Source organism: Oleiharenicola sp. Vm1 (genome assembly GCF_047777955.1).
Lineage (GTDB): Bacteria > Verrucomicrobiota > Verrucomicrobiia > Opitutales > Opitutaceae > Didemnitutus.
Genome location: NZ_CP180537.1, coordinates 1,532,120 through 1,558,393 on the forward strand (window position 1 = coordinate 1,532,120; position 26,274 = coordinate 1,558,393).

Consider the following 26,274-nt stretch of genomic DNA (forward strand, 5'->3'; position numbering starts at 1 on the left):
ATTAATTAAAGAAACCGCCGTTTCCGGCCGATTTAGCCGATGCAGTCATGAAAGCAAAATCCCTGATCTTCATGTTGGCCGCCTTCGCGCTTGGCTCTGTGCCGGCGATGGCGGAAGAAGGCCTCGAAGCTCCCGTGCCCGTGCGCATGGTGCCACCCAAGTTCCCGCCGGAAATGCGGCGCGAAGGCACCGGCGGCGTGGTGACCGTCAAATGCACCATCGACGAAAAAGGCAACGTGACCGATCCGACGGTCGAGAAGGCGTCGAACGACGCCTTCGTCGCCCCGGCGCTCGAGGCCTTGCGTAAATGGAAGTTCAAGCCTGCCAAGAAGGCCGGCACGCCCGTCGCGCTGAAGGTGAGCATCCCGATCCAGTTCAGCATCAGCGACGACTAAGCCGCGCTGCCGTCCGTTACCCTCTCCCTCGTTCCCTCCTCAGTTCCCGTCATGTCCACCCGCACCCTGACCATCGGGCGCCGCATCGCGCTCGGTTTCACCCTCGTGTTCGTGCTCCTCGGCGCCATCGCCGTGGTGGCCTGGCTCGCGCTCGGCGCATCCGGACGCAAGTTGTCCGAATACGCCGGCAGCGCCAAAGAGACCAACACGGCGGCGGCCCTCGCCGCCGCCATGATCGAGGTCAAGCTGCAGGTGAACGAATACCTCGCCGTCTCCAACGCCACCAATGCCCAGGCCTACAAGGCCGCGAAGCAGAAGCTCGACCAGGAAATGGGCGTCGCCGCCAAGGTGATCGTCGAGCCGACGCGCGCCGCGCAGGTGACCGACGCCGCCCAGCTGCTGGTGAAGTATGACGACGCCTTCCAGAAGATCGTCGTCATCACGGGCAAGCTCGACACCGTCGTCACCGAGCAGCTCACGCCGCGCGGCGACGAGATCGCCGCCGGCCTGCAGAAGGTCCTGGCCGACGCCAAGAACAACGGCGACATGAACGGCGCCTTCAAGGTCTCCAACGCCCTCAAGGCCTACTTCGAGAGCTCCAGCCTCGCGAACTCCTTCATGCTCACCTCGCGCCTCGACTACGCCGACGCCGCCAAGAAGAGCATCGCCAGCGTCGCCGACTCGATCGTGAAGATGCAGCACGACCAGGAGGAGCTGGTGAAGCTCGACGCCTCGCTGAAGGACGAGAACAAGGACGCCCTGCTCAAGTCGCTCGCCGTTGCCGCCGGCGCCTACGCCTCCGCGCTGAACGAGATCATCGCCGCCAAGCAGGAGCGCAACAACCTCATCACCGGCCAGCTCAACCGCATCGCGCCGCAGTTCACCGCCGCGCTGGTCAAGGTGAAGGACTCCGTCGCCGAGTTCCAAGCGACCCTCGAGGATCGCATGCGCGCCGAGCAGCGCCGCAACGAGATCCAGGTGCTCACCTTCACCACCGCCGGCGCGCTCATCGGCATCTTCGCCGCCTGGTTCGTCATCCGCAGCATCACCCGCCCGATCTCGACCATCGCCGACCAGCTCGCCGCCGAGTCCGGCCAGACCCACGCCGCCGCGCTCAAGGTCGCCGAGGTCTCCACCCAGATGTCGGACGGCGCCAGCCGCCAGGCCGCCTCGCTCGAGGAGAGCAGCGCCTCGCTGCACGAGATGGCGAGCATGACGCAGCGCAACTCCGAGGGCGCGCAATCCGCCAAGGGTCTCGCCGCCGAGGCCCGCGCCACCGCCGACGCCGGCGCGCGCGACATGGCCGCGATGCGCAGCGCCATGGGCGCCATCCAGTCGTCCTCCACCGAGATTTCCAAGATCATCAAGGCGATCGACGAGATCGCCTTCCAGACGAACATCCTCGCGCTCAACGCCGCGGTCGAGGCCGCCCGCGCCGGCGAGGCCGGCGCCGGCTTCGCCGTCGTCGCCGAGGAAGTCCGCAACCTCGCTCAGCGCTCCGCCCAGGCGGCGAAGGAAACCGCCGCCAAGATCGCCGACGCCTCCGCCAAGAGCGAGCAGGGCGCCCAGATCAGCGGCCAGGTCGCCGCCAGCCTCGACTCCATCGTCCAGAAGATCCGCCAGCTCGACGAGATGGTCGGCTCCATCGCCCAGGCCTCGCACGAGCAGAGCGAGGGCATCGGCCAGCTGAACCAGGCCGTCGCCGGCATGGACCAGATCACCCAGGCCAACGCCGCCCTCGCGCAGCAGTCCGCCACCTCCGCCGAGGAGCTCCAGGGCCAGTCCGCCCAGGTCCGCGCCGCGGTCGAGGAGCTCATGCGCATGGTCCACGGCGAGGCGCAGCACACGGTGGCCCGCCCCGCGGCCCACGCCGCGCCCAAGGCCGCCGCCAAGGCGGTCGCGAAGCCGTCCGCCAAGCAGCCCGCCGGTGCGCCGGCGGTCGTCAGCCCGCGCCTCGGCGCCGCCGCGAAGGCCGCCGCCGAGCCGTCGGAGGCCCATTTCATCGACCAATAAGGTCCGGCATCTCGACGGCCCCGAGCGGAGACGCCTCGTCTCCGCTTTTTGTTGGCCGGATTCCGCGCGCGCCGCTCGGGCGCAAAAAACGCCAGCGGCCGGGGCCGCTGGCGGGGAGGAAATGCGGATGCGGGCCGCGTCAGCCGCGCGCGCGCTTCGGCGCCGGGGCCGGCGGCTGCGTGCGGAACGGCTGCGGATCGAAGATCGCGTTCGGGTTCACGAGCTCCGGCGGCGAGAACAGAAACTTCCCCCAGCGCACGTCACGACGCGGTCCGACGACGCCCAGCGCGCTGGCATATTGGGCATGGCGGAGGTTGGGGTAAGGCATGGCCATGGTCTGATCATCGGCACAAGCGCGGCGCAGTTGACCGCTTTTCGTCGGCGCGGCGCGCGAAGGGTTTTCCCGCCGCCCGGTGTTATGGAGGTTGAACCTCCTCTGCCATGAAAACGCTCCCGCTCCTCCTCGTTCCACTGTTCGCGCTGACGCTGGGCGCCGCCCCGGCCCCGCTGGGCACGGTGGACAACCTGCGGCTGATCGAACGCGTCGATCCCGTCTTCCCCAACGAGGTGACGCTCCAGGGCATCTCGCGCGGCATTGTGGCCTGCGTCGTCGACGTCGACACGCAGGGCCGGGTGGAGGACGTGCTGATCACGGCCCACACCCACCGGTCGTTCGCGCGCGTCGTCCGCGAGGCGTTGCCGCTCTGGCGGTTCGAGCCGGCCAAGCTGAACGGCCGGCCGGTGCCGGCGCAGACCCAGCTGACGTTCACGATCGAGGCGGTCGGCGTCGTCGTCTCGATGGACAGCGGCACTTACGTCCGCACCCGGTTCGAGAACGTGCTCGGGCAGCCGTGGGACTACCGGACGTTCAACCTGCAGGAACTCGACGCGATCCCGGTGCCGCAGAAGACGGTCGTGCCGGCCTACCCGCGCGAGATCGCCGAGCGCAACCGCGGCACGGTCCGGGTGAATTTCTACATCGACGAGACCGGCGCCGTCCGCGTCCCGATCGCGGAGCCGGACGCGCCGCTCGAGCTCGCCGGGGCCGCCGTCGCGGCCGTGCGCGAGTGGAAGTTCTCCCCGCCGCTGCGCAACGGCCGCCCCGTCCTCGCGTTCGCCAGCCAGGATTTCAACTTCAAGCCGTGAGCGCGCCGCCCGCGCGGCGGGCGCGGATCGGACCAAGGCCGGCCGGTTTTCGGCCGGCCTTTTCGCTGCGCCGCCGGCTGCGTGGGGTGCAGCCGGGAGGAGCGAAGTTTCTTCAATGGCTTCCGCCTGGGTTCGGGGCGCGGCGGTTGTCCGCAACCGCCCGGCGCGGGCCACCGGGCGACGCGGTTCACCGCCGCCCTCGAAGGCGTGCGCCGCGCGGGGCTTACCGCGCGGCCGCGAACGGTCCGACGGCGCTCAGCGCACTGCGCAGGGCCTGCCGTGCGCGATACAGGCGCGTCTCCACGCCGCGTTCGCTGCAGCCGACGATGCCCGCGATCTCGCGATACGAGAGCTGCTCGAAGTGGTGCAGCAGCAGCGTCGCCCGCAGCTCGTGCGGCAGCGCGGCGATGGCGGCGTCGAGGGCGGCCAGCGCCTCGCGCTGTTCGCTGGCGGCGTCCGGCGGCGGGGCCCCGTCGCCGAGAGCGGCGCCGTCGCCCTCGGCCGGAAGCGCGTCCAGGCTGACGCTCGGGTGTCGGCGCCACCAGCGGTGGCGGTTGTGGCAGAGGTTGGTCAGCGTCGTGTAGAGCCAGGCGGAGAGATTGGTGTCGGCGCGGAGCCGGGCGCGGTGCTCGTGCAGGCGCACGAAAGTCTCGAGCGCGACCTCGCGCGCGTCCTCGCCGTTGCGCAGGTAGCGCCAGGCGTAGGCGCAGAGCGGCTGTTCCCAGCGGGCGACGATCCGCTCGAACACGGTGGCGTCGCCCGAGCGGAGAGCTTGGAGGTCGGCGCGATCGGCGGCGGGGTCGGCGGGCACGCGGACGGGCGCTAGTTCACGGAGCGCGCCGGGGCCGGGGTGAGGCGCGTGAGGTAGCGCGCGCGTTGATCGGGGGTCAGTTCGCCGGCGGTGGCGGCGACGAGCTCGCGGGTCACGTCCGCCCAGTCGCGGTCGATGCGGCGCCACGTCTCCAGGCAGCGTGCGAACGCCAGGAAGTCCACGCGGCCCTCCGTGCGGCGCGCGTGCTCGAAGGCCTCGAACTCCGCGCGCATGCGCGCCGCCTCGGCGGCGAACTCGCGCAGCTGCGGCCCGGAACGGTCGTGCAGCGTGCGGATGCGGGCGAATTGCTCGTCGCTGAGCTGGAGGTCGGCTTTCATCCACGCGACGACGTCGTCGCTGCCCGCCACGGTCCCGCGGCGCCAGTGATACCAGCCGACGTGCGCGGCCGCGCCGGCGAGCAGGCCGAGGAGGACGATGAGAAGGGCGGATTTCATGTCTGGCGCTCCGGTTTGGCCGCTGGCGGCGGCACAGCGCTGAGCAGCGGGTCGATCAGGCGCCGGTAGCTCTGGAGCAGCTGCGCGTCGCGGTCGTGGTGCAGCCGCGAGACGCGCACCTCGGCGAGGAAAAGCCCGAGCAGCACGCAGGCCGCGACGAAGACGGCGGCGAAGGCCGGGCGCAGGAAAATCGTCTCCGCCTCGCGCCCGGGCACCCGGAGGCGTGCGCGCGCCTCCGCCGCGAGTGGACGGAAGGCCGGCGGTTTTCCCCACCGGTCAAGCAGGGGGTCGAGGGGATCTGGCGGGGCAGGGGCCATGGGCGGAAGCGCGGCCGGCGCTCACGATCCATAACACCACGGAGCGCGAAAGCCCTTCAAAAATTCCCCGGGCGCGGTCCCGGCCCGCCGCGCCGGAGCGGGAACGCGCGTCGGTGCACGCGCGCAGGCTTTGCCATGTCCGGCGGCGGCGCGCAGCGCGCAGGCATGACCCCGTCGCTTCGTCTGCCCCTGACCGGTTGCCTGCTGGTGGTGGCGGCGAACGCCGCCGAAATCGATCCCGCGGTCGCATACGACTTCGAGCGCTTCGGCGCGCGGCACGCACACTACCTGCCGGAAAGCGGCGAACCGGTGCTCAACCGCGGCTTCCAGAGCTGGAACCACCTCGTGCTGAACATGGCCGTCTGGCGCGAGGGCGGCGAGCCGGTGGCGGAGTTTTGAGCGCCGCCCCGGAAGGGGCGGACCGGCGGCTTCAGCTGCTCCGCCGGCCGCCGGACCGGGTGAAATGGACGCGGAACTCCGGGCGGCGCGCGGGGTCGTTGCCCCGGTGGCTCCCGTCTCCGGGCTCGACGCGGGGTGGGGAGCCGTGCAAGTTGCGCCTTTTTCCATGAAGAAACTCGCTACGCTCCTTTCGGCCGCCGCGCTCGCCGCGGGCTCCGTTTTCGCTCAGAACAACGCCGCGCCGGCTCCCGCCGCCGCGCCTGCCGCCGCTCCCGCTCCGGCGATCGCGCCCGACGCGGTCGTCATCTCCGCCGCCGGCATCACGGTGAAGCGCGCCGAGTTCGAGGAGGCGGTGAAGGGCCTGCCGCAGCAGTATCAGGAATACGCCCTCGGGCCCGGCAAGAAGCAGTTCGCCGAGGATTTCCTGCGCATGAAGCTCCTCTCCGCCGCGGGCCTGAAGGCCGGCCTCGAGAAGGACCCGGAGGTCGTCGCCCAGATCAACGCCGTCCGCGACCAGATCGTCGCCGGCGCGCAGCTCAAGAAGATGCAGGACGCCGTGCAGGTTTCGGACGAGGAACTCAAGAAGGTCTACGAGACGCGCAAGAGCGAGTTCGAGAAGGCCAAGGCCCGTCACATCCTCGTTGCGTTCAAGGGCAGCCCGGCGGCGCAACCCGGCAAGCCGGAGCTGACCGAGGAGCAGGCGAAGGCCAAGGCCGAGGAACTCCGCAAGAAGGTGGAGACCGGCGCCGCGAAGTTCGAGGACCTGGCGAAGACGGAATCGGACGACACCGGCTCCGGCGAGACCGGCGGTTACCTGGGCGAGTTCGCCCGCGGCCAGATGGTGCCGGAGTTCGAGCAGGCGGCGTTCACGACCGAGATCGGCAAGCTGAGCCCGGTCATCCGCACGCAATACGGCTACCACTTCCTCAAGGTCGAGGAGCGCACCGTGACGCCGTTTGCAGAGGCGAAGGCCACGCTCGAGCGCGCCGAGCGCAGCGCCAAGCTGCAGGCCGAGACCAAGAAGCTGGTCGAGGACGCCAAGCCGGCCTACGACGAGGCCTATTTCGGCAAGTAAGTCGGCAAAGCCCGACTCCGCGTCGCATTCGCGACCCCCAGCCAACGAGCGCACTCCGACGGGTGCGCTCTTGTTTTTTGGGGCATGACGCGTCCGCCGCGAAGTGGAGTGTTGACAACGCTAAAGTCGGACCCCTTTTTGGCCGTTCCTTCGCAAGAAGGAGCCACGTTGCCCGGTAGCTCAGTGGCAGAGCAGGTGACTGTTAATCACTTGGTCGCTGGTTCGATCCCAGCCCGGGCAGCCACGCTGAAACGCCTCCCGCCCGGAGGCGTTTGGCATTTCAGGCGGGCGGGGAGTTGTAAAAATGTGCCGCCTCGGCCCGGTTTTCGCGCGCGGCCGCGAAAGTTTTGTTTGCCTCGCCCCGGCACGGTCACTCAACTCTGACCTCTTTTCCACTACGCCTGCCTCCAATTCCGGAGTCTCAGGGGGAACGAAAACCATGAAGAAATACCAACTCACCGTCACGACCCGCGAGGGCACTGGTCGCAGCGCCTCGCGCCGCCTCCGCAAGGCCGAGAAGATCCCGGCCATCCTCTACGGCAAGCACACGAAACCCGAGACTCTGGCCGTCAGCTCGACCGAGTTCGTCAAGCTCCTCAAGGACATCTCCGGCCGCGCCGCGCTGATCGAATTGAAGCGCGACACCGGCGCCGCCGCGCTCTCCTTCCTCCAGGAGGTCCAGCGCGACCCGATCACCGACAAGTATCTCCACGTCGACCTTCAGGAAGTGAAGGAAAACGAGAAGATGGTGATCAACGTCTCCGTCGTCGTCGTCGGCGAGTCCACCGGCGTGAAGAACGAGGGCGGCATCCTCGACACCGCCACGAAGCGCCTGCGCATCCGCTGCCTGCCGAAGGATCTCCCCGCTTTCATCGAAGTGGACGTCACGCCCCTCAAGGTCGGCGAGTCGATCCACGTCTCCGAGCTCAAGCCGATCGCCGGCGTCGAGTTCCTCGACGACCAGAACCAGGCCGTCGTGCTCTGCGTTGAGCCGCCGGCGGAAGAAGTCGCCGCCACTCCGGCCGCCGACGCCGCCGCTGCCGCCGCTCCGGCGGATGGCGCCGCCGCTCCGGCCGCCGGTGCCGCTGCTCCGGCGGGCGACGCGAAGGCCGCCGCTCCCGCGGGCGATGCCAAGGCCGCGGCCGCTCCGGCCAAGGACGCGAAGGCCGCCGCCCCCGCCGCCAAGAAGTAATCGTTTTCCCGCGGTGCGCCGCCCAACCGGCGCACCGCGTTGCAGCACGTTCTTTGATCCATGTCCGTCACGCTCCTCGCAGGACTGGGCAACCCCGGTGCGAAATACGCCGGCACACGCCACAACCTTGGTTTCAAGGTGGTGGATGCGCTGGCCGCGGCCGAAGGGCTCTCGTGGAAACACGAGGCGCGCTTCGAGGCCGAGATTGCGCGCTGGAATGTCCGCCCCGGCGAGACCCGCTGGCTGATCAAGCCGCAGACCTTCATGAACGAGAGTGGCCGCGCCCTGCGCCGGCTGCTCGACTTCCACAAGCTCCCGGCCGCGTCGCTCGCGGTGGCCTACGATGAAATGAACATCGAGATCGGCCGCGTGAAACTTTCGGTCGACGGCTCCGCCGGCGGCCACAACGGCATCGCCAGCCTGCTCGAGCACGTCGGCAACGGATTCCTCCGTTACCGGCTCGGCATCGGCAGCAGCGAGCGCCCGGTCGGCATGGACCTCGCGGATTACGTGCTCGGAAAATTCTCCCTCTCAGAACAACAACTCATCGATCAAAACCTGAAAACGTTCGTCGAAGGCGCCCGCCTGCTCTTCACCAGCAGCCCCGCCGAAGCGATGAACCGCCTCAATCGCAGAACCCGCCATGAACAAGCGTAACTACAAAGCCACTTTCATCCTCGATAATCGCGGCAAGGAAGACTCCGTCGACCAGATCATCGAAGGCGTGAAGAAGGAAATCGCCGCCATCCAGGGCGACGTCACCGCCGTCGAACAGCTCGGCCGCCGCGACTTCGCGCGCAAGACCGACGCCAAGTTCCCCGCCGGCGTTTACGTCTCCATCGCCTTCTCGGCCCCCGCCGGCGCCAGCGCCGCGCTCCAGGAGCGCCTCCGCCTCAACGACAGCGTCTATCGCACGCTCGTCCAGAACGCCTAACCCGCCCAACGCGCCCCGCGCCTCCGCCCCATGGCCAATCTCAACAAAGTCATGCTCATCGGCAACCTGACGCGCGATCCGGAACTCCGGGTCACGCCGAAGGGCACCGCCATCTGCACCTTCTCGCTCGCCGTGAACCGCAAGTTCCGCGACGAGTCCGGCGCCGACCGCGAAGAGGTGACCTACGTTGACATCGAAGCTTGGGGCAAGGCCGGCGAGAACATCTCCAAATACTGCACCAAGGGCCGCCCCCTCTTCGTCGAAGGCCGTCTGCGCCTCGACCAGTGGGAGGACAAGAACACGAAGGAAAAGCGCAGCCGCATGAAGGTGGTCTGCGAGAACTTCCAGTTCCTCGGCGGCGGTCGCGGCGAAGGCGGCGGCGGTGGCGAAGGCGGCGGCGAAGCCCGCAGCTACAGCCCCGCGCCCCGCGCCAGCGCCCCGAGCCGCCCGGCTCCGGCCCCGCAGGAGAATCTCGACGAAGACGTCCCGTTCTGAGGGACGCGTTAACCTTACAACAAAACAAACGAAGAAAGTCCGAACATGGCTCACAACGAAGTGCTCCTCCTCAAACCGGTCGACGGCCTCGGTGCCGAAGGCGACCAGGTCCGCGTCCGCGCCGGCTACGCGCGCAACTTCCTCCTCCCGCAGGGCATCGCCGTCCCGCTCACGGTCTCGAACCGCAAGCAGGTCGAGGCCCTGAAGAAGGCCCGCGGCATCCGCGAGGCGAAGGAACTCAACGGCGCGCAGGAACTCGCCGAGAAACTCAAGAAGGCCAACATCGCCATCGCCGTGAAGACAGGCGAGGGCGGCAAGCTCTTCGGCGCCGTCACCGCGAACGACCTTCACGACAAGCTCGTGGCGGCCGGCATCGAGGTCGAGAAGCGCCGCATTCACCTCGGCCAGCCGGTCAAGACCCTCGGCAAGCACGAGGTCACGATCAAGCTGCACCCCGAGGTTTCGGTCGATCTCTCCTTCGAGGTCGTCTCCGAGAACCCGATCATCCCGGCCGCGACCGAGGCCGCTCCCGCCGAGAAGGCCGAGCGCCCGCGCCGCGAGCGCAAGGAGCGGGCCTGAGCGTCCGCCGGGAAACGAGCCGCCCGCTCGTCCCCCTTCTGCCGAGCCGCGACGCGAGTCGCGGCTTTTTCTTTGCCCCCGGCCGGACGGCGCCGCCCGCCCGGCCGGGTCGCGCGCCGCGCCGGATTCTGCGCGCGCCGGCAAGCCCCGAGGGGAGGGGAGTCCAGGCGCCGGGGTTGCTCACATCCGTCCGTGGAAAACTTCTGCGCACTCCGTGATTGCCGCACGCGATTCCCGCCGCACACACTGCTCGCTTCATGGTGCAGCCCACCCCCGACTCCCCTGATCGCCCCGCCTCGCGCCGCAGCGCGTTCCGCGGCAACGACGCGGCGCAATCGCCGGTCTCGCGCGAGATGCCGTGGAGCGAGGAGGCGGAGCAGCATGTCATCGCCTGCTGTCTGCTCGACGGCAGCGACACCATCGCGCGCTGCATGGAGGCGCGCGTCGGCGCCGAGTGCTTCTTCTCCGCGGCCAACCGCCTGATCTTCGAGGTCATCGTCGACCTCTACCAGAAGAGCCCGCCGGTCACGCTCGAGATGCTGGCCGAGGAGCTCAAGACCCGCCGCCACCTCGACGCGATCGGCGGCTTCCCGTATCTGCTGCAGATCACGGGGAAGATCCCCACCACGGCGCACGCCGGCTACTTCATCGAGAAGGTCCGCGAGAAGCACCTGCTCCGCGAGCTGATCAAGGCGGCCACGGGCGCGGTCGAGCAGTGCTACTCCTTCACCGGCGGGCTCGAGGAGTTCATCGACAAGGTCGAGCAGGATCTCTTCAAGGTCACCCAGGACCGCGTCAGCGACAGCGCCGCCGAGATCAAGGAGGCGATGAAGGACGCGAACACCGTCATCGCGAAGCTCCTGATGAAGAAGGGCGAGCTGACGGGCGTGTCGTCGGGGTTCAAGGACCTCGACCAGATGACCTTCGGCTTCCAGCGCCAGGAAATGATCATCATCGCGGCGCGCCCCTCGATGGGTAAGACGTCCTTCGCCCTCAACATCGCGGAGGCCGCCGCCATGCCCAAGAAGGGCGACCCCGCGCCGGTGCTGATCTTTTCGCTCGAAATGAGCGCGTCCCAGCTCGCCCTGCGCATGCTCTGCTCGCGCGCCCGGGTGAACCTCAAGCTCCTCCGCGACGGCCTGGTCTCGCGCGACGGCGCCGAGGTCAACGCCCTCGGCAAGACGGCCGAGGAGTTCAAGCGGGCCCCCATCCTCATCGACGACTCCTCGAACCTCACGATCATGGAGATGCGAGCCAAGGCCCGCCGCATCTACGCCCGCAAGAAGCTCGGCATGATCATCGTCGACTACCTCCAGCTCGTCTCCGGCTCCGATCCCCGCGCGCCGCGCGAACAGCAGGTGGCCGAGGTCTCCCGCGGATTAAAGGCGATGGCCAAGGAACTGGACCTGCCGGTCCTTGTCCTCAGCCAGCTCAACCGCTCTTCCGAGAAGGAGAACCGCACGCCCCGCCTGTCGGACTTGCGCGAATCCGGCTCGATCGAGCAAGACGCCGACGTGGTCCTGATGCTGTCCCGCCCCAAGGATGCTGACGAAAAGTTCCAGACTGCCGCCAACGCGGCAGACTTAATCGTTGCCAAGCAGCGCAACGGCCCGGTAGGTGATTTGAAATTAACGTTTATTCAAGAGATTACGCGCTTTGAAAACTTCACTCCGTAACCCGACCATGCGGGTTCTCGCTCTTTTCGTTTTGATGTTGGCCGGGGTGACCGGCGCGCTCGCCCAACAGGCTCCCCGACCGGCCGCGGCTGATGCCGCCGAGCCCCAGGGACCCGCCTACAAGATCGGCACCATCGAGGTGAAGTTCGTCGGCGTCGCTAACGTCAGCGAGCAGGTCGTCCGGGCGAACATGTCGCTGCGCGAACAGACCGACCTCGACGAGACGCTCATCGACCGCGACATCCGCTCCCTCTACCGCACCGGCCTCTTCGAGTTCATCGAGGTCAAGCGCGAGCAGCTCCCCGGCAACATCGTCAACCTCGTCGTCGAGGTGACCCCGAAGTTTCGCGTCCTGGCGATCAAGTTCGAGGGAAACTCCGTCTACAAGGAGCGCCGCCTCAAGAAGGAGATCAAGACCACGCCCAACGGCGCGCTCGACGAGCGCCAGGTCAAGGAAGACTCCGAGAAGCTCTACGAGTTTTACCAAAAGGCCGGCTACAACCAGGCGCAGGTCAACTACACCATCGACCGCAACCGCAGCACCGGCTTCGGCACCGTGATCTTCAAGGTTCGCGAGGGCGCGAAGGTGAAGATTTCCGACATCCGCTTCGTCGGCAACGATCACGTCAAGGCCCGCCGCCTCCGCAAGGAGATGGAGACCTCCAAGTGGCACCCGTTCTCCTGGCTGACCGGCGGCGGCCGCTTCAAGGACGACGAGTTCGACGAGGACCTCAACAAGCTCCGCGACTACTACCGCGAGCAGGGCTACCTCGACGTCGAAATCGCCGAGGACAAGGTCACCTTCGATTACCCGACGCCCAGCAAGCTCGTCATCACCATCCGCGTGAACGAGGGCCGCCAATACCACGTCGGCGAAATCACCTTCACCGGCAACAAGATCCATCCCTCCCGCCTGCTCGGCCTCGTCGTCCGCCAGCGCAAGGGCACGCTCTTCGTTCCCTCCAAGCTCGATAAGGACGTCGAGAACCTCGAGGACTTCTACGGCCGCTCCGGCCACCTCGACACCCGCGTCCGCCTGAACCGCAAGCCCAACCTCCAGACCGGCGAGATCGACATCGAATACGCCATCACCGAGTCGGAGAAGTTCCAGGTCGAGTCCATCAACATCGAGGGCAACTCCAAGACCAAGAGCATCGTCATTCTCCGCGAACTCGTGCTCGGTCCCGGCGACGTCTTCGACTCCGTGCGCATGAAGATCTCGAAGATCCGCCTCGAGAACACGCGCTTCTTCGAGGACGTGAACGTCACGCACGAGTCCACCAACATCCCCGGCCGCCGCAACCTCCGCGTCGCCGTCCATGAGGCCCGCACCGGCAACCTGACCTTCGGCGCCGGCTTCAGCTCGCTGGAGAAGGCGGTCATCTTCGCCGAAGTCACGCAGTCGAACTTCGACCTCTTCAACCGCAAGAGCTTCTTCCAGGGCGACGGCCAGAAATTCCGCCTCCGCCTCCAGCTCGGCTCGCAATCCTCCGAGATCGTCCTCGCCTTCGAGGAGCCGTGGCTCTTCGAGCGCGAGCTGGCCTTCGGCTTCCAGCTCGCCCGCACCACCTCCGACTACCAGTCGGCCTACTACGAGGAAATCCGCACCTTCGGCCAGCTCTACCTCCGCAAGCGCCTCTTCGGCCTCGTCGAGGGCACCGCGACCTACAGCTACGAGATCGTCGACATCGCCAACGTCGACCCCTCCGCGCCCGCCATCATCCGCTCGCTCGAGGGCAACACCACCATCTCCAAGATCGGCTTCTCCCTCCTGCGCGACACGCGCGACAAGATCATCAACACCACCCGCGGCAACCGCATGGAGCTCATCACCGAGCTCGCCGGCGGCCCCTTCGGCGGCGACACCGACTACTACCGCCTCGAGTTCCGCGGCGCGCAGTTCTACCCCGTCTTCGAGTTCCAGGAGCAGGTCCTCGGCCTCCTCGCCCGCACCGGCGTCGTCAACAACTACGGCCGCAGCAATGAAGTGCCGTTCTTCGACCAATACTTCCTCGGCGGACCGCAGACGCTCCGCGGCTTCGAGTATCGCGAGGTCGGCCCGAAGAACAACGTCGGCGAGCCCATCGGCGGCAAGACCTACGGCTTCGTCTCCGCCGAATACTCCTTCGACATCGTGAAGCCCATCCGCTTCGCCATCTTCTACGACGGCGGCTTCGTCAACCGCGACGCCTACGACTTCTCGCCCGCCGACTGGAACGACAACTTCGGCTTCGGCCTCCGCCTCTTCGTCGCCGGCGCCCCGCTCAGCCTCGACTTCGGCATCCCGCTCACCGGCGACCGCTACAACAAGAAAGGCAGCCAGTTTAACTTCAACTTCGGCACCCGCTTCTAAACCCACACCGCCTGATCCCCATGCACAAAGCCATCCGTTCCCTCATCGCCTGCGCCGGCCTGCTCGCCGGTGCCGCCGCGTTGCACGCCCAGGCGACCCTCAAGGTCGTCGTCGTCGACATGGCGAAGGTCTACGACACCCACTACAAGACCGAGGAAGCCAACGCCAAGTTCAACGACGCCGCCCAGCGCGCCCAGGAGCAGCTGGATCAGATCAACAAGCAGATCCAGTCCGCCGCCGACGAATACAAGTCCCTCGTCGAGCAGACCAAGAGCCCCATGGCCAACGACCAGGCCAAGGCCAAGGCCGGCGAGGACGCGCAGAAGAAGATGGAGGACATCCAGCGCCTGCAGAACGAGGCCCAGAACTTCCGCGTCAATACCCAGCGCTCCCTCCAGCAGCGCGCCAAGAATCACCGCGACCTCATCATGGATGAGATCATGAAGGTCGTGAACGACATGGCCCGCGCCAAGGGCGCCACGCTCGTCCTCGACAAGTCCGGCCCGAGCATCCTCGGCATCCCGGTCGTCCTCTACTCGGACGCCAGCTACGACATCACCGACGACGTCGTGAAGGAAGTGAACAAGGACCGCCCGGCGCCCGCCGCTCCGGCCGCTGCCCCCGCCACGACGGCCCCCGCCGCGACGAACAACGCCGGTGGCTTCACCGTCCCGAACGTCACCCCGCCGGCCAAGAAGGGCTGAGCGCCAAAGAACCCTTGCCAAGCCCTGCTCCCGCGAGCAGGGCTTTTTTGTGCCCATGCACGTCGCTTACACCCCGGACGAAGTCGCCGCGATCGTCTCGCCCCAGCGCAGCGCCGGCCACACCACCGAGAAGATCCGCGACATCGCGTCGCTCAAGTCCGCCCAGCCGGGCGACCTCTCCTTCCTCGGCAATCCGAAGTATCGCGCCGAAGTCGCCGCCACGCACGCCTCGCTCGTGCTCGTGCCGCTCGACTACGTCGGCGAGCCGCAGCCGAACCAGCTTTTCCTCTTCGTCGAGAAACCCTCCGTCGCCCTCGCGCGCCTCTGCGCCCGCATCGAGCAGTCGCTCTGGCCCAAGCCGCCCGCCGGCGTCCACCCGAGCGCCGTCATCGCGCCCACCGCGCGCGTGTCGCCGCAGGCCACCGTCGGCCCGCTGTGCGTGGTCGAGGACGGCGCCAGCGTCGGCGCCGGCAGCGTGCTGCAGGCGAACGTCTTCGTCGGCCGCAACGCCAGCGTCGGCGAGCACTGCTGGGTGCAGCCGGGCTGCATCATCGGGAGTGGGTGCGAACTGCGGAATCGCGTGCGCCTGCAGCCCGGCGTCGTGATCGGCTCGGACGGCTTCGGCTACGAGTTCGTCAACGGCCGTCACGAGAAGGTGCCGCAGATCGGCGTCGTCATCGTCGAGGACGACGTCGAGATCGGCGCCAACTCCACGCTCGATCGCGCGCGCTTCAGCCGGACCGTGGTGGGCGAGGGGACCAAGATCGATAACCTGGTCCAGGTTGGCCACAACGTGATCATCGGCCGGCACTGCATCCTCTGCGCCCAGGTCGGCATCTCCGGCAGCACGACGCTCGAGGATTACGTCGTGCTCGGCGGCCAGGCCGGCGTGGGCGGGCACATCACGCTCGGCCAGGGCACCAAGGCCGGCGGCCAGACCGGCATCGCCTTCGACACCGCGCCGGGCAGCTACCTCAACGGCACGCCGGCCATCCCGTATATGACGGAGCGGCGCCTGCAGGTTTTGCACCAGAAGCTCCCCGAGTTGTTCAAGCGGGTTGAAAATCTGGAACAGCGTCCGAAATAGGCTTCCGCCCCCCGGGAGAAACCCTTTGGCTCGCCGCCCATGAAGGACACGCGGCTGAAGATCTTCTCCGGTTCATCCAATCGCCCGCTTGCAGAGGAAATCTGCAAGTCCATCGGTGTGCCGCTCGGCGAGGCCACCGTGACTTGTTTCCCGGACGGCGAGTCCTTCGTGAAGATCAACGAGAACATCCGCGGCGCGGACGTCTACATCATCCAGTCGACCTGCCCGCCGACGAACCATCACCTGATGGAGCTGCTGATCATGATCGACGCCGCCAAGCGCGCCTCCGCCGCGCGCATCACCGCCGTCATCCCGTTCTACGGTTACGCCCGCCAGGACCGCAAAGACCAGCCGCGCGTCCCGATCACGGCCAAGCTCGTCGCCAACCTGCTCGTCGCCGCCGGCGCCACGCGGGCGCTGACCATGGACCTGCACTCGCAGCAGATCCAGGGCTTCTTCGACGTGCCGGTCGACCACCTCTTCGCCTCGCCGGTCTTCTTCCAATACCTCGCGACCAAGCGCAGCTCCAACCTCGTCGTCTGCTCGCCCGACGTCGGCGGCATGAAGATGGCCGCGGCCTACGCCGACGCGCTCGGCGCCTCGATCGCCCTCGTGGCCAAGAAGCGCATCAACGCCACCACCGTCGCCGCCACCAACATCGTCGGCGAAGTCAGCGGCTGCGACGTGCTCCTGGTCGACGACATCACGGAAACGGCCGGCACCATCACCGCCGCCGCGAAGATCCTCCGCGAGCACGGCGCCAAGAGCATCCGTGCCGCCATCAGCCACTGCGTCCTGGGCGAGGCGGCCTACAAGCGCCTCAGCGAAGGCGTGCTCGACGAGCTGATCACGACCAATTCCGTGCCGATCGACCCGCGCGGCCTGCCCATCACCGTGCTGAGCGTCGCCCCGCTGCTGGGCGAGGCCATCGTGCGCATCAACAGCAACGAGTCCGTCACCAGCCTTTTCAAGATCAAGGGCTTCTGAGGACCGGTTGCGGAACCCCCCGACTCGGCTAGTGTCCGAGCTCGCTCCCTTCCTTTCCATGAAAGTCAAATTCTTCGCCCTGTCGCTGCTGCTCGGCCTCGTCGCCGGCCTCCTCACCCTCCAGGCGCAGACGAAACCCAAGGCCCCGACCAAGTCGGGTCTGGCGCACCCCGAAGTCAAGGTCGACGCCAGCGCCGTCGGCGAAGGCAAGGCGCCCGTCCTCACCAGCTACGCCGACGTCCTCGCCAGCGTTCGCCCGGCCGTCGTCTCGGTCTACTCGACCAAGGTCGTGCGCCAGCAGGTGCCCGAGTTCTACCGCCAGATCTTCGGCGGCAACATCCAGGGCCAGGAACAGAAGCTCAGCGGCCTCGGCTCCGGCGTCATCATCGCCTCCGACGGCTACATCCTCACCAACAACCACGTGGTCGAGGACGCCGACGAGCTCGAGGTCCAGCTCGGCGACGAGCGCAAGTTTCCCGCCAAGCTGATCGGCACCGACCCGAAGACCGACATCGCCGTCATCAAGATCGATGCGAAGGAGCTGCCGTTCCTCACCCTGGCCGACAGCGACAAGCTCCGCGTCGGCGACATCGTGTTCGCCCTCGGCAACCCGCTCGGCATCGGCCAGACGGTCACGATGGGCATCATCTCCGCGACCGGCCGCAAGAACGTCAACCTCCTCACCGACCGCGAGCCCGACGCCTACGAGGATTTCATCCAGACCGACGCCGCCATCAACCAGGGCAACTCCGGCGGCGCCCTCGTCGACGCGCGCGGCCGCCTCGTCGGCATCAACAGCGGCATCGCCACCACCAACCGCGGCAACATCGGCATCGGCTTCGCCGTCCCGATCAACCTCGCCCGCTCGGTCATGACCAGCCTCATCGAATACGGCACCGTCATCCGCGGCTACCTCGGCGTGCAGACGCAGACACTGACCGCCGACGACGCCGAGGCGCTCAAGCTCCCGCGCACCACGCGCGGTGTCATCATTGCCGATCTCAGCCCGAAGGACGGCCCCGCCGCCAAGGCCGGCCTCCAGCGCGACGACATCATCACCGCCGTCAACGGCAAGGACATCGCCACCCGCGAGGACCTGCGCCTCGTCATCGCCCAGACCGCCCCGGGCACGAAGGTCGCGCTCGACTACCTGCGCGACGGGAAGCCGAAGACCGCCGAGGTCATCCTCGGCAAGCTCGAGGATGCCGAGGCCGACGGCGAGTTCCTCCCCGGCGTGAACGTGCAGGCCATCACCAACGAGCTGCGCAACGAGCTCCGCATCCCGCGCGAAGTCGAGGGCATCGTCATCACCGAGATTTCGCCGAAGTCGCCCTACGGCGACGTCTTCCCCGTCGGCGCCGTGATCGAGCAGATCAACAAGTCGCCGGTCTCCGACCTCGCGTCCGCCAAGCGCGCCACGCGCGAGGGCCGCAACCTCGCCCTGGTCTACTACCGCGGCAGCTACCGCTACATCGGCTTCATCGCCCGCTGAGGGCGCGACCGGAAACCCCTTCCAAGATCCAAGGCGCGCCGAGGGGCGCGCCTTTTTCGTGGCCATCGCGGAGAGGCCACGGCGTCCGTTCGATGGTCGTCACGCCGGCGCCTGGCCGGGCCGGGGAAGGTCCGCCCCTGCGGGCGCGCAACGTCAGCTGCCCGGCTTGCTCGCGGGGATCGCCGCCAGCTCCGGCGGCAGTTTGTCCGCCTCGTAGGTGGGGAAGCTCAGCTCGAGCAGCGAGATCGTCGGCACGCTGAACTTCGCCTTGCCCTCGCTGCGGTCGACCAGCACCGCGACTGCGACCGCTTGGCCGCCGGCCTGGGCGACGATGTCGAGGCATTCCTGCACGCGGCCGCCGCGGGTGATGACGTCCTCGACGACGAGGATCTTTTCGCCGGGAGCGATGGTGAAGCCGCGGCGCATCACCAGCACGTTGTTTTCCTTCTCCGCAAAGATGAAGCGGCTCTTGAACTGCCGCGCGACCTCCTGGCCGATCACGAGCCCGCCCATCGCCGGCGCCAGCACCGTCGTGAACGACGTGCCGGCGAGTCGCGCCTTCAGCAGCGTGGCGAGGCGCTCGACCTCCGGCATGTATTGGCACACCTGCGCGCACTGGAAGAAGTGCCCGCTGTGCAGGCCGGAGCGCAGCACGAAGTGGCCCTGCAGCAGCGCGCGGGTGCGTTTGAAAATGTCGATCACCTCGGTTTGGACGGCATCCATGGCGGCGGAAACGTGTGGCAATCGCCGCGGAAATGGAATTCATTTCTGGCCGACGTCGCATGGACCTCACCGTCGCACCGCCGCTCGAGGATGAGCTGGGGGACGTCCTGGAAAAGGCCGCCCGCCACGCCGCGTTGACCTATGAGGCCGTCGCGAAGGCGGCCAACGTCGAGCTGTCCCGCATCCACGACGCGATCGACTACCGGCCCGACCTGAAGCCGGCCGAGCTGAGCCGGCTCGCGCACGTGCTGAACCTCAACGAGGTCGGGCTCGCGGCGCTGGCCCAGAACGCCTACCCGCGGCCCGAGATCGGCGCGCTGCCGTTCTGCCTCTTCCCCTGCGCATGCCGTTCGGCGTCGGCGTGGCGAACGCCTACATCCTCTCGACCGGCGGCGACACCGGCATCCTGTTCGACACCGGCGCGAGCGGACCGGAGCTGAAGCGCGTCTGGCCCGCGCGGATCAAGAGGCTCGCGGCCGTCTTTGTCACCCATTACGAGGCGGAGCACATCGGCGGACTCGAGGAGGTGATGCACGAGTTCGGGCTGAACCATTTCTACGGTCCGCCGACCGGGCGCTGGCCGCGCTGCCTCGCGCTCGGCGAAGGCCAGACGGTCGAGGTGGAGGGATTCCGGATCACGGCGCTGCTCACGCCGGGGCACGCGGCCGAGCACAACTGCTACGGCGTGGCGTGCGTGCGGCAGCCGGAGCGGCCGGTGCTGCTGGTGTCGGGCGACCTGATCTTCGCCGGCTCGCTCGGCGGCGGTTATTTCTGCTGCCAGCGCCAGCTCAAGCACGCGCGCCGCGTCCTCGCGGCCCTCGCTCCCGACGTGCTGATCGCGCCCGGGCACGGGCCGTTCTCCACGGTCGCGAACGAGCGGCGCTTCAATCCGTTCCTGGGCTGAGCCGCGCGCCGCGCGCTCGACAGCGCGGCGCCGGCGGAGTTCACTCGGCGCGATGAAGCGGATCAAAGTCGCGCAGTTCGGCTTGGGGCCGATCGGGGTGGAGGCGCTGCGGCTCTCGGCGCAGCGGCCGTGGCTCGAGATCGTCGGCGCGGTCGACCACGACCCCGCGAAGGCCGGGCGGCCGCTCACGGAGATCACCGGCCTTGGCGCGCTCGACGGCCTGAAGGTCGCGCGCGATCTCGAGGCGCTGTTCCGCGAGACGCCGCCGGAGGTGATCCTGCACACGGCGTCGTCGAGCGCGGCGGCGACGCTCGCGCAGATGCGCCCCGCGCTGGAGTTCGGCGTGAGCGTGGCGTCGACGTGCGAGCAGCTGATTTTCCCCGCGCTGAAGGAGCCGGCCTTGGCCAAGGAATACGACGCGCTCTGCCGGCACACCGGCGCGCGCGTCGTCGCCACGGGCGTGAACCCCGGCTTCGTGATGGACGTGCTCCCGATCGCGCTGACCGGCGTGAGCCGCGAGGTCGAAAGCATCCGCGTCGAGCGGGTGGTGGACGCCGCGACGCGCCGCCGGCCGCTGCAGGCGAAGATCGGCAGCGGGCAGGAGGCGGAGGAGTTCAGCGACGGGTTGCGGTCGGGCAGGGCGGGGCACGCGGGCCTGATCGAGTCGGCGGCGTTGGTGGCGCACGCGATGGGCTGGGCGCTCGACAGCCTCGTCGAGGAGGGCGAGCCGGTGCTCGCGGAGCGCGAGATCGTATCGCCGTTTTTCACCGTGCCGCCGGGCCGCGTGTGCGGCATCCGGCAGCGCGCGGTCGGCGCGAGCGGCGGCCGCGAGCGCGTGGTGCTGGAGATCGCAATGTTCCTCGGCGCACCGCAGCCGCACGATCGCATCGTGGTGCACGGGCGTCCGCCGCTCGACGTGACGGTGACGGGCGGGGTCGCGGGCGACGACGCGACGGTGGCGGCGCTGATCAACGTCGTGCCGCGCCTGCTGGCGGCGCCACCGGGGCTGCGGCTCGCGACGGATCTGGCCTTGCCGAAGTGGACGGGGGATTCGTGAGGCTTGTCGCGAAAATTAGCCGCGTTGTCGTGTTCGAATTTTCCCCGCTTTCAGAGGGGAATGGTGTTGACACCACCCACGCGTTCCCAACTTTTGCCCCTCTGATTTCTGGCTTCCTAGCTCAATGGTAGAGCAGCTGACTCTTAATCAGTAGGTTCGGGGTTCGAGTCCCCGGGGAGCCACCAATTTCGTTGTTTGTAGTTCCGATTCTCCAGTGCGCAGCGCGCCTTGCCGGCGTAGCTCAACGGTAGAGCACCTGTTTTGTAAACAGGCGGTTGCGGGTTCGAATCCCATCGCCGGCTCCACCTTGAAATCCGATTCCGGCAAGCGTCACCCCGCGTCGCGCGCACGATCACTTTCCACTGCCTGGTGGTGTAATGGTAGCACAGCAGATTCTGACTCTGCTTGTCTAGGTTCGAGTCCTAGCCGGGCAGCCACAACAGATGCGCGACCTCTCGCAATCGCTGAAAAAGAAAGCGCATTGACAGTGCAAAGTGATTCCCAAACTTAATCGGCTCTCGCCCGCACACACCTCTTGCCCCGTAGTTACAACCCTCTTTCCGACCCGCGCCCGGCCTGCAACAAAGGCGGGCGCTCGGCGTCTAATCTCCCCGTGCGGGCTTCCGCCTGACGACTTTTTCCTGCTTTTCACCCAGAGAAACTTCATCCCGGAAAAATCTAATCCCTACATCGCACTATGATCACTGCACACCTGCCCTTGGCGTTCCTGATGAACCAGACTCCGATGGAGCTGTTCAAGCACGGCGGCCCCATCATGTGGCCCATCCTGCTCGTTTCTTTCCTCCTCATCACGGTCGCCGTCGAGCGCATCATCTTCATCATCCGCGAAGCGACCCGCCGTCAGCCCGAGGTGGTCGAGAAGATGCTCGAGAAGGTCGAAGGTCGTGACGTCGACGGCGCCGTCGAGCTCGGCAAGAAGAGCCAGGACTACGTGGCTCGCATCCTCGTTTACGCGCTCACCCACAAGGAGCACTCGCTCGGCAACGCGTTCACCCGCGCCGCGAACCAGGAGCTCCAGCGCTTCTCGCAGGGCCTCCCGACGCTCGACACCTGCATCACCGCCGCCCCGCTCCTCGGCCTTCTCGGCACGGTCACGGGCATGATGAACACCTTCGGCGCCCTCTCCGGCGGCGACATCGCCTCCGCGGCCGGCCAGATCACCGGCGGCGTGGCCGAGGCGCTCATCGCGACGGCCTGCGGTCTCGCCATCGCCATCACCGGCCTGCTCCCCTACAACTATCTCAACGCCCGCCTGGAAGAAGCCCGCCACGAAGTCGAGGACGCTTCCAATTCGCTCGAGATCATCATCAACAAGTCCGAGAGCGTGAACCGCTGATCGCGGGTCACCTCCTCGGTAACCCTCGACCCCTAAAGTCATGCACGGCGGTGGTGGTGGCACAGGCCCCGGCGGCACTAAGAAGGCGCGCATTGAGATCATCCCTCTCATTGACGTCATCTTCTTCCTGCTCGCGACGTTCGTCCTGTTCACCCTTTCCCTCAACAAATCCAACGGCCTGAACGTCCAGCTCCCGGTCACCCAGACCGGCGAAGGACGCGACCCCGCCGGCTCGGTCACCATCACGGTCACCGACGAAGGCACCCTCGCGTGGAACAAGGACCTCGTCACCCTCGACGAATTCCTGCAACGCCTCCAGCAATACAAGGCGTCTGACCCCGAAGGCCGCATCCTGATCAACGGCGACGAGCGCGCTTTCTTTGCGCAGGCGATCTACGTTTTCGACGAAGCCCGCAAGGCCGGCTTCACGAAGGTGTTCATCGAGACGCGCGGCGACACCGGCAAACGTTGATCTAAGAAACCCGCGCTTCGCGCGTCATCTCGTCAAGCACCCACTCACATGGAAGGCACCAAGATCAAAGTCTCGAAGCTGAAGAAGGCGCGTATTGAGATCATCCCTCTCATCGACGTCATCTTCTTCCTGCTCGCGACGTTCGTGCTGTTCACGCTCTCGCTCAACCGCATCAACTCCGTTCCCGTCGACCTGCCCGCTGGCGTTCCCTCGACCAACAACAAGCAGGACGAGCCGACGACCATCCAGGTGTCCGAGGCCGGCAACGTCTACTGGAACCGCGAGCTGATCGACATGCAGGAGCTCCCGGCCCGCATCGCGCACTACAAGACGCAGACCGAGGATCCCAAGATCCTCATCGCCGGCGACGAGAAGGCTCGTTTCGGCGCGACCGTCCAGGTGCTCGACGAAATCCGCAAGGCCGGCATCCAAAAATTCTCGGTCGAAACCCGCACCCGCCCCACCGGCAAGTAATCCATGCGTAGAGATCTCATCATCGGCCTGGTCGTCTCGATCGCGCTCCACGCGACGTTCCTCTACGGCTTCAACACGAAAGCGAAACCGAAGCCGCGGGCCAAGGAGGAGAAGACCGAACTCATCCAGATGGAAATGCCTCCCATCGAACCCGAGAAGGAGGAAACCGTCGAAGAGCTCTCCGAGGAGGCCCCGACCAACCAGCTCGCTCCGCCGAGCCTCGCCGACGTCCCGTCGGTCTCCGTCACCGCCTTCACCCAGCCGCTCCAGCCGCCGCCGCCCCCCGGCCTTACCGCCGCCAAGGGCGCCATCTCCATCCCGGTCGTGAAGCCCGGCACCAAGCTCGGCGCCGGCATGAAGGACCTCTTCGACGTCGCCAACCTCGACCAGATCCCGGTGGCCCGCGTCCAGGTCGCTCCCAACTATCCCTTCGAAATGCGGCGTGCCGGCATCACCGGCAACGTCACGCTCGAGTTCATCGTCTCGTCCTCCGGCGACGTCGTCGCCGTGCAAGTCGTGAAATCGAGCCAGCGCGAGTTCGAGCAGCCCGCCATGCAGGCCGTCTCGAAATGGAAATTCAAGCCCGGCCGCAAGGGTGGCCGCGCCGTCAACACGCGCTGCCAGATCGATATTCCGTTCACTCTCAGCGAGGACTCCTAAGCCATGTCTTCCCTTACCACCCGCTTCTCCGTGCGCGCATGCGCGGCCCTCGCCGCGGCCTTGTTCGCCGGCAGCGCGTTCGCCCAGCAGCAAGAGCGCAATTACTCGCTCTCCGAAGAGACGAGCGAAGTGCTCAGCACCACCTACAAGACGGCGGCCGAAGCCAAGAACTACGACGCCGCCCTCAAGGCGGTGGATGACCGCCTCGCCAAGCTGAAGGACGCGACCAGCTTCGACGCCGCGGTGCTGCTCCAAGTCAAGGCGCAGACCTACCTCCAGAAGAGCGATTTCATCAACGCCATCGCCCCCCTCGAGCAGGCCCTGCAGCTCTCCGACTCGCACACCCCGGCCTACTTCGAGGACCGCACGACGACCGAGTTCCTGTTCTTCCTCGCCCAGCTCTACTTCCAGGAAGCGGCGAACAGCAAGAACGCCTCCACCGTCGCGGGTTTCTACGACAAGGCCGACGCCTACATGGCGCGTTGGATGAAGCTCAACAAGAAGCCGAATCCCGATGCGCTCCTGTTCTACGCGTCCCTGATCTTCAACCGCGCCGCCCAGGACCAGGACCATCCCGACGTCGCCGCGGTGAAGCGCGCCCTCGAGATCGTCGACAAGGCCATGCGCATGTCGACGCACCCGAAGGACAACCTCTACCTGCTCAAGCTCGTCTGCCTCCAGCACCTCAACCGCAACGCCGAGGCCGTCGAGCTGCTCGAGCTCCTCGTCAAGCAGCACCCCGACAACAAGAATTACTGGCAGCAGCTCGCCGCGCTCTACCTCGGCCAGCAGCAGGACATCCGCGCCATCCTCGCCTTCGAGCGCGCCCAGGCGAACGGCTTCATGAATTCCCCGAAGGACAACTTCAACCTCGTGGGCATTCACTTCAACATCGGCCAATACGAGCGCGCCGCCGAGCTCCTCGAAAAGGGCCTGCACAACGGCTCGATCGAAAACGAGGAGAAGAACTGGGAACTGCTCGCTTACTCCTACCAGCAGCTCAACCGCGACTTCAAGGCCATCGACACCCTCAAGGAGGCGACGAAGGTCTTCCCGAAGTCGAACGGCCAGCTCGAGTATCTCATCGCGCAGAATTACTACACGATGGAGAAGCTCGACGAGGCGCTGCCCTACCTTCAGGCCTCCGTCAAGAAGGGTGGCGGCAACAAGCCCCACTCCACCTATCTCTTCCTCGCGTTCATCGCCTACGAACTGAAGAAATTCGACATCGCGCTCGACGGCGCCAACCGCGCCATCGCCACGCCGGAAGGCAAGGCCGAAGGCCAGCGCATGAAGCAGGCGATCGAAGACCTCATCAAGGAGCGCGAAGCCAAAGCCGCCAAAGCTCTCTAAAACCCCTTACCGAAACATGAACAAGATCTACATTCTGGTCCCGCTGCTCGGCCTGCTCGCCTTCGGTGGCATCTACTGGAACTTCACCAAGGACTACGAGGCGAAGCAGGTCGCCGTCCGCCAGGCGAAGGAACAAGAAAAGAAGGATAAGCAGAAGCGCGACATCCAGGCCCGCGAGAAGGCGATCAAAGACGCCGTCGAGGCCCAGGAAAAGCGCAAGATCGAGCGCGAAGCCAAGGAGCGCGCCGAGGAGGCCAAGAAGAAGGCCCGCCTCGACGCCGAAGACCGCCGCCAGCGCGCCTTCGACGACCGCAAGCGCACGCGCGACGCGCTCGAGCGCCTCAAGAAGGACGTCGAGAGCGTCAAGGCCGACATCGCCAAGCTCGAGGACGAGAAGAAGAAGAACCTCGACGAGCAGGCCTTCCTCAAGACCTACGTCAAGCAGGCCGAGGCCAACGTGAAGTATTACTACGATCTCCTCGACAAGCTCGCTGCCGCCGAGGCCGCCAAGGCTGCCGCCGATGCGGCCGCCGCCGCCGCCAAGAAGGGCTAACCACTCCTTTCCGCACCCACCATGAACAAGTTTTACATCATTGTTCCCGTCGTGCTGCTCGGCGTGTTCCTGTTTTTCTATAACGGGGCGCTGAAAGAGATGGCCGCGAAGGAAGCCGCCAAGAAGGAAGAAGTCGCCAAGGTGAAGGCCGCCGAAGACGCGCGTCGCGCCGAGATCGAGAAGAAGGCCGCGGAAGACGCGAAGCGCCGCCAGGCCGAGCGCGAAGCCGAAGACCGCGCCAAGGAGCAGAAGAAGATCAAGGAATACGACGACGCGATGCGCCAGCTGAAGGACGAGGCGGACAAATATCTCGCCGAAGCCGACAAGAATCAGAAGGACGCCAACGCCCTCGAGCTCCAGCTCAACGACCTCCGCTCGGTGAAGGAGAAGACCAACCGCGAGACCTTCGAACTCGCGAAGCAGGTCGAGCTCGCCAAGATCGCCCGCCGCAACGCCGAGCTCGAAATCCAGCGCATGGTCGACATGGTCGCGCAGAAGGTCGGCGCCAGCTCGTTCGCGGCGATGCCGCCCCCGCCCGCACCGAAGAACTGAGCGAGCCCGCGCTCCTCCCTTTCAGCCGCGTCGCCCGACGCGGCTTTTTTATTTTCCTG

Annotated in this window: 30 protein-coding genes, 4 tRNA genes and 1 pseudogene; 30 read left to right on the forward strand and 5 right to left on the reverse strand. The window is 66.9% G+C overall.

Annotated elements, in window-relative coordinates; translation table 11 throughout:
• Positions 1-71 precede the first annotated feature (71 nt).
• A complete protein-coding gene (locus ACMYLB_RS07905; RefSeq protein ID WP_415910392.1) occupies positions 72-395 on the forward strand; it encodes an energy transducer TonB in 324 nt (107 codons plus the stop codon).
• Positions 396-446: 51 nt separating this feature from the next.
• On the forward strand, positions 447-2,408 hold the full coding sequence (locus tag ACMYLB_RS07910) for a methyl-accepting chemotaxis protein (RefSeq protein WP_415910393.1): 1,962 nt from the start codon (positions 447-449) through the stop codon (positions 2,406-2,408).
• A gap of 139 nt (positions 2,409-2,547) precedes the next feature.
• Here ACMYLB_RS07910 and ACMYLB_RS07915 read toward each other — a convergent pair whose 3' ends face one another.
• Positions 2,548-2,742: a hypothetical protein gene (locus ACMYLB_RS07915; RefSeq protein ID WP_415910394.1), complete on the reverse strand. Its 195-nt coding sequence runs from the start codon at positions 2,740-2,742 to the stop codon at positions 2,548-2,550.
• A gap of 107 nt (positions 2,743-2,849) precedes the next feature.
• Here ACMYLB_RS07915 and ACMYLB_RS07920 point away from each other — a divergent pair, with 107 nt between their 5' ends.
• Positions 2,850-3,554 carry an energy transducer TonB gene (locus tag ACMYLB_RS07920; RefSeq protein WP_415910395.1) on the forward strand — a complete coding sequence of 235 codons (705 nt, stop codon included), beginning with the start codon at positions 2,850-2,852 and terminating at the stop codon, positions 3,552-3,554.
• Positions 3,555-3,777: 223 nt separating this feature from the next.
• Here the strand turns inward: ACMYLB_RS07920 and ACMYLB_RS07925 are convergent, their stop codons facing one another.
• From ACMYLB_RS07925 to ACMYLB_RS07935, 3 genes are read right to left on the reverse strand one after another with little or no spacing between them, the layout of a single operon-like run.
• Positions 3,778-4,365, reverse strand: coding sequence for an RNA polymerase sigma factor (locus ACMYLB_RS07925; RefSeq protein WP_415910396.1), 588 nt, complete (start codon positions 4,363-4,365; stop codon positions 3,778-3,780).
• Between the two features lie 11 nt (positions 4,366-4,376).
• On the reverse strand, positions 4,377-4,820 hold the full coding sequence (locus ACMYLB_RS07930) for a hypothetical protein (protein ID WP_415910397.1): 444 nt from the start codon (positions 4,818-4,820) through the stop codon (positions 4,377-4,379).
• Positions 4,817-5,035, reverse strand: coding sequence for a hypothetical protein (locus ACMYLB_RS07935; protein ID WP_415910398.1), 219 nt, complete (start codon positions 5,033-5,035; stop codon positions 4,817-4,819). The genes ACMYLB_RS07930 and ACMYLB_RS07935 overlap by 4 nt, the downstream gene beginning before the upstream one ends.
• Before the next feature lie 354 nt (positions 5,036-5,389).
• Between ACMYLB_RS07935 and ACMYLB_RS07940 the strand changes: the two are divergent.
• From ACMYLB_RS07940 to ACMYLB_RS08005, 14 genes and pseudogenes are all read left to right on the forward strand, one after another.
• Positions 5,390-5,536 (forward strand): annotated as a pseudogene (locus tag ACMYLB_RS07940) (glycoside hydrolase family 37); the annotation flags it as partial.
• Positions 5,537-5,702: 166 nt separating this feature from the next.
• Complete coding sequence (locus ACMYLB_RS07945; RefSeq protein ID WP_415910399.1) at positions 5,703-6,611, forward strand: peptidylprolyl isomerase; 909 nt, start codon at positions 5,703-5,705, stop codon at positions 6,609-6,611.
• Between the two features lie 169 nt (positions 6,612-6,780).
• Positions 6,781-6,855 (forward strand) — tRNA-Asn (locus ACMYLB_RS07950).
• A 195-nt stretch (positions 6,856-7,050) separates the two neighbouring features.
• Complete coding sequence (locus tag ACMYLB_RS07955) at positions 7,051-7,803, forward strand: 50S ribosomal protein L25 (protein WP_415910400.1); 753 nt, start codon at positions 7,051-7,053, stop codon at positions 7,801-7,803.
• Between the two features lie 60 nt (positions 7,804-7,863).
• Entirely contained in the window at positions 7,864-8,460 is a 597-nt protein-coding gene (gene pth / locus ACMYLB_RS07960) for an aminoacyl-tRNA hydrolase (protein WP_415910401.1), read from the forward strand.
• Entirely contained in the window at positions 8,447-8,737 is a 291-nt protein-coding gene (gene rpsF, locus ACMYLB_RS07965; protein ID WP_415910402.1) for a 30S ribosomal protein S6, read from the forward strand. The genes pth and rpsF overlap by 14 nt, the downstream gene beginning before the upstream one ends.
• A 30-nt stretch (positions 8,738-8,767) precedes the next feature.
• Positions 8,768-9,232 carry a single-stranded DNA-binding protein gene (locus tag ACMYLB_RS07970; protein WP_415910403.1) on the forward strand — a complete coding sequence of 155 codons (465 nt, stop codon included), beginning with the start codon at positions 8,768-8,770 and terminating at the stop codon, positions 9,230-9,232.
• A gap of 45 nt (positions 9,233-9,277) precedes the next feature.
• The gene (rplI, locus tag ACMYLB_RS07975) at positions 9,278-9,811 is read left to right on the forward strand and encodes a 50S ribosomal protein L9 (RefSeq protein ID WP_415910404.1); all 534 of its coding nucleotides are present in this window, start codon (positions 9,278-9,280) and stop codon (positions 9,809-9,811) included.
• Between the two features lie 257 nt (positions 9,812-10,068).
• The gene (gene dnaB / locus ACMYLB_RS07980) at positions 10,069-11,487 is read left to right on the forward strand and encodes a replicative DNA helicase (protein ID WP_415910405.1); all 1,419 of its coding nucleotides are present in this window, start codon (positions 10,069-10,071) and stop codon (positions 11,485-11,487) included.
• A gap of 46 nt (positions 11,488-11,533) precedes the next feature.
• On the forward strand, positions 11,534-13,840 hold the full coding sequence (bamA, locus tag ACMYLB_RS07985) for an outer membrane protein assembly factor BamA (protein ID WP_415910406.1): 2,307 nt from the start codon (positions 11,534-11,536) through the stop codon (positions 13,838-13,840).
• Positions 13,841-13,860: 20 nt separating this feature from the next.
• On the forward strand, positions 13,861-14,544 hold the full coding sequence (locus tag ACMYLB_RS07990; protein ID WP_415910407.1) for an OmpH family outer membrane protein: 684 nt from the start codon (positions 13,861-13,863) through the stop codon (positions 14,542-14,544).
• Positions 14,545-14,599: 55 nt separating this feature from the next.
• Positions 14,600-15,631, forward strand: a complete 1,032-nt coding sequence (gene lpxD / locus ACMYLB_RS07995) for a UDP-3-O-(3-hydroxymyristoyl)glucosamine N-acyltransferase (protein WP_415910408.1) — start codon at positions 14,600-14,602, stop codon at positions 15,629-15,631.
• Positions 15,632-15,670: 39 nt separating this feature from the next.
• Entirely contained in the window at positions 15,671-16,618 is a 948-nt protein-coding gene (locus ACMYLB_RS08000) for a ribose-phosphate diphosphokinase (protein WP_415910409.1), read from the forward strand.
• Positions 16,619-16,676: 58 nt separating this feature from the next.
• The gene (locus tag ACMYLB_RS08005; RefSeq protein ID WP_415910410.1) at positions 16,677-18,110 is read left to right on the forward strand and encodes a Do family serine endopeptidase; all 1,434 of its coding nucleotides are present in this window, start codon (positions 16,677-16,679) and stop codon (positions 18,108-18,110) included.
• Positions 18,111-18,263: 153 nt separating this feature from the next.
• On the opposite strand, the gene pyrE is transcribed toward ACMYLB_RS08005, so the two are convergent.
• Complete coding sequence (pyrE, locus tag ACMYLB_RS08010) at positions 18,264-18,833, reverse strand: orotate phosphoribosyltransferase (RefSeq protein ID WP_415910411.1); 570 nt, start codon at positions 18,831-18,833, stop codon at positions 18,264-18,266.
• A 59-nt stretch (positions 18,834-18,892) separates the two neighbouring features.
• On the opposite strand from pyrE, the gene ACMYLB_RS08015 reads away from it, so the two are divergent.
• The 13 genes from ACMYLB_RS08015 (at position 18,893) to ACMYLB_RS08075 (ending at position 26,215) form a co-directional block, all read left to right on the forward strand.
• Entirely contained in the window at positions 18,893-19,273 is a 381-nt protein-coding gene (locus ACMYLB_RS08015) for a hypothetical protein (RefSeq protein WP_415910412.1), read from the forward strand.
• Positions 19,177-19,737, forward strand: coding sequence for an MBL fold metallo-hydrolase (locus ACMYLB_RS08020; RefSeq protein WP_415910413.1), 561 nt, complete (start codon positions 19,177-19,179; stop codon positions 19,735-19,737). The genes ACMYLB_RS08015 and ACMYLB_RS08020 overlap by 97 nt, the downstream gene beginning before the upstream one ends.
• A 52-nt stretch (positions 19,738-19,789) precedes the next feature.
• A complete protein-coding gene (locus ACMYLB_RS08025) occupies positions 19,790-20,794 on the forward strand; it encodes a dihydrodipicolinate reductase (RefSeq protein WP_415910414.1) in 1,005 nt (334 codons plus the stop codon).
• A 110-nt stretch (positions 20,795-20,904) separates the two neighbouring features.
• Positions 20,905-20,979: transfer RNA gene (locus tag ACMYLB_RS08030), tRNA-Lys, on the forward strand.
• Positions 20,980-21,024: 45 nt separating this feature from the next.
• Positions 21,025-21,099: transfer RNA gene (locus ACMYLB_RS08035), tRNA-Thr, on the forward strand.
• 58 nt (positions 21,100-21,157) lie between these two features.
• Positions 21,158-21,231 (forward strand) — tRNA-Gln (locus ACMYLB_RS08040).
• 260 nt (positions 21,232-21,491) lie between these two features.
• A complete protein-coding gene (locus ACMYLB_RS08045) occupies positions 21,492-22,151 on the forward strand; it encodes a MotA/TolQ/ExbB proton channel family protein (RefSeq protein ID WP_415910415.1) in 660 nt (219 codons plus the stop codon).
• A gap of 40 nt (positions 22,152-22,191) precedes the next feature.
• Entirely contained in the window at positions 22,192-22,623 is a 432-nt protein-coding gene (locus tag ACMYLB_RS08050; protein WP_415910416.1) for an ExbD/TolR family protein, read from the forward strand.
• Between the two features lie 48 nt (positions 22,624-22,671).
• A complete protein-coding gene (locus tag ACMYLB_RS08055; protein ID WP_415910417.1) occupies positions 22,672-23,097 on the forward strand; it encodes an ExbD/TolR family protein in 426 nt (141 codons plus the stop codon).
• A gap of 3 nt (positions 23,098-23,100) precedes the next feature.
• Complete coding sequence (locus ACMYLB_RS08060) at positions 23,101-23,757, forward strand: energy transducer TonB (protein ID WP_415910418.1); 657 nt, start codon at positions 23,101-23,103, stop codon at positions 23,755-23,757.
• 3 nt (positions 23,758-23,760) lie between these two features.
• A complete protein-coding gene (locus ACMYLB_RS08065; RefSeq protein ID WP_415910419.1) occupies positions 23,761-25,110 on the forward strand; it encodes a tetratricopeptide repeat protein in 1,350 nt (449 codons plus the stop codon).
• 16 nt (positions 25,111-25,126) lie between these two features.
• On the forward strand, positions 25,127-25,663 hold the full coding sequence (locus ACMYLB_RS08070; protein WP_415910420.1) for a hypothetical protein: 537 nt from the start codon (positions 25,127-25,129) through the stop codon (positions 25,661-25,663).
• 21 nt (positions 25,664-25,684) lie between these two features.
• Complete coding sequence (locus ACMYLB_RS08075) at positions 25,685-26,215, forward strand: hypothetical protein (protein ID WP_415910421.1); 531 nt, start codon at positions 25,685-25,687, stop codon at positions 26,213-26,215.
• Positions 26,216-26,274: the final 59 nt, after the last annotated feature.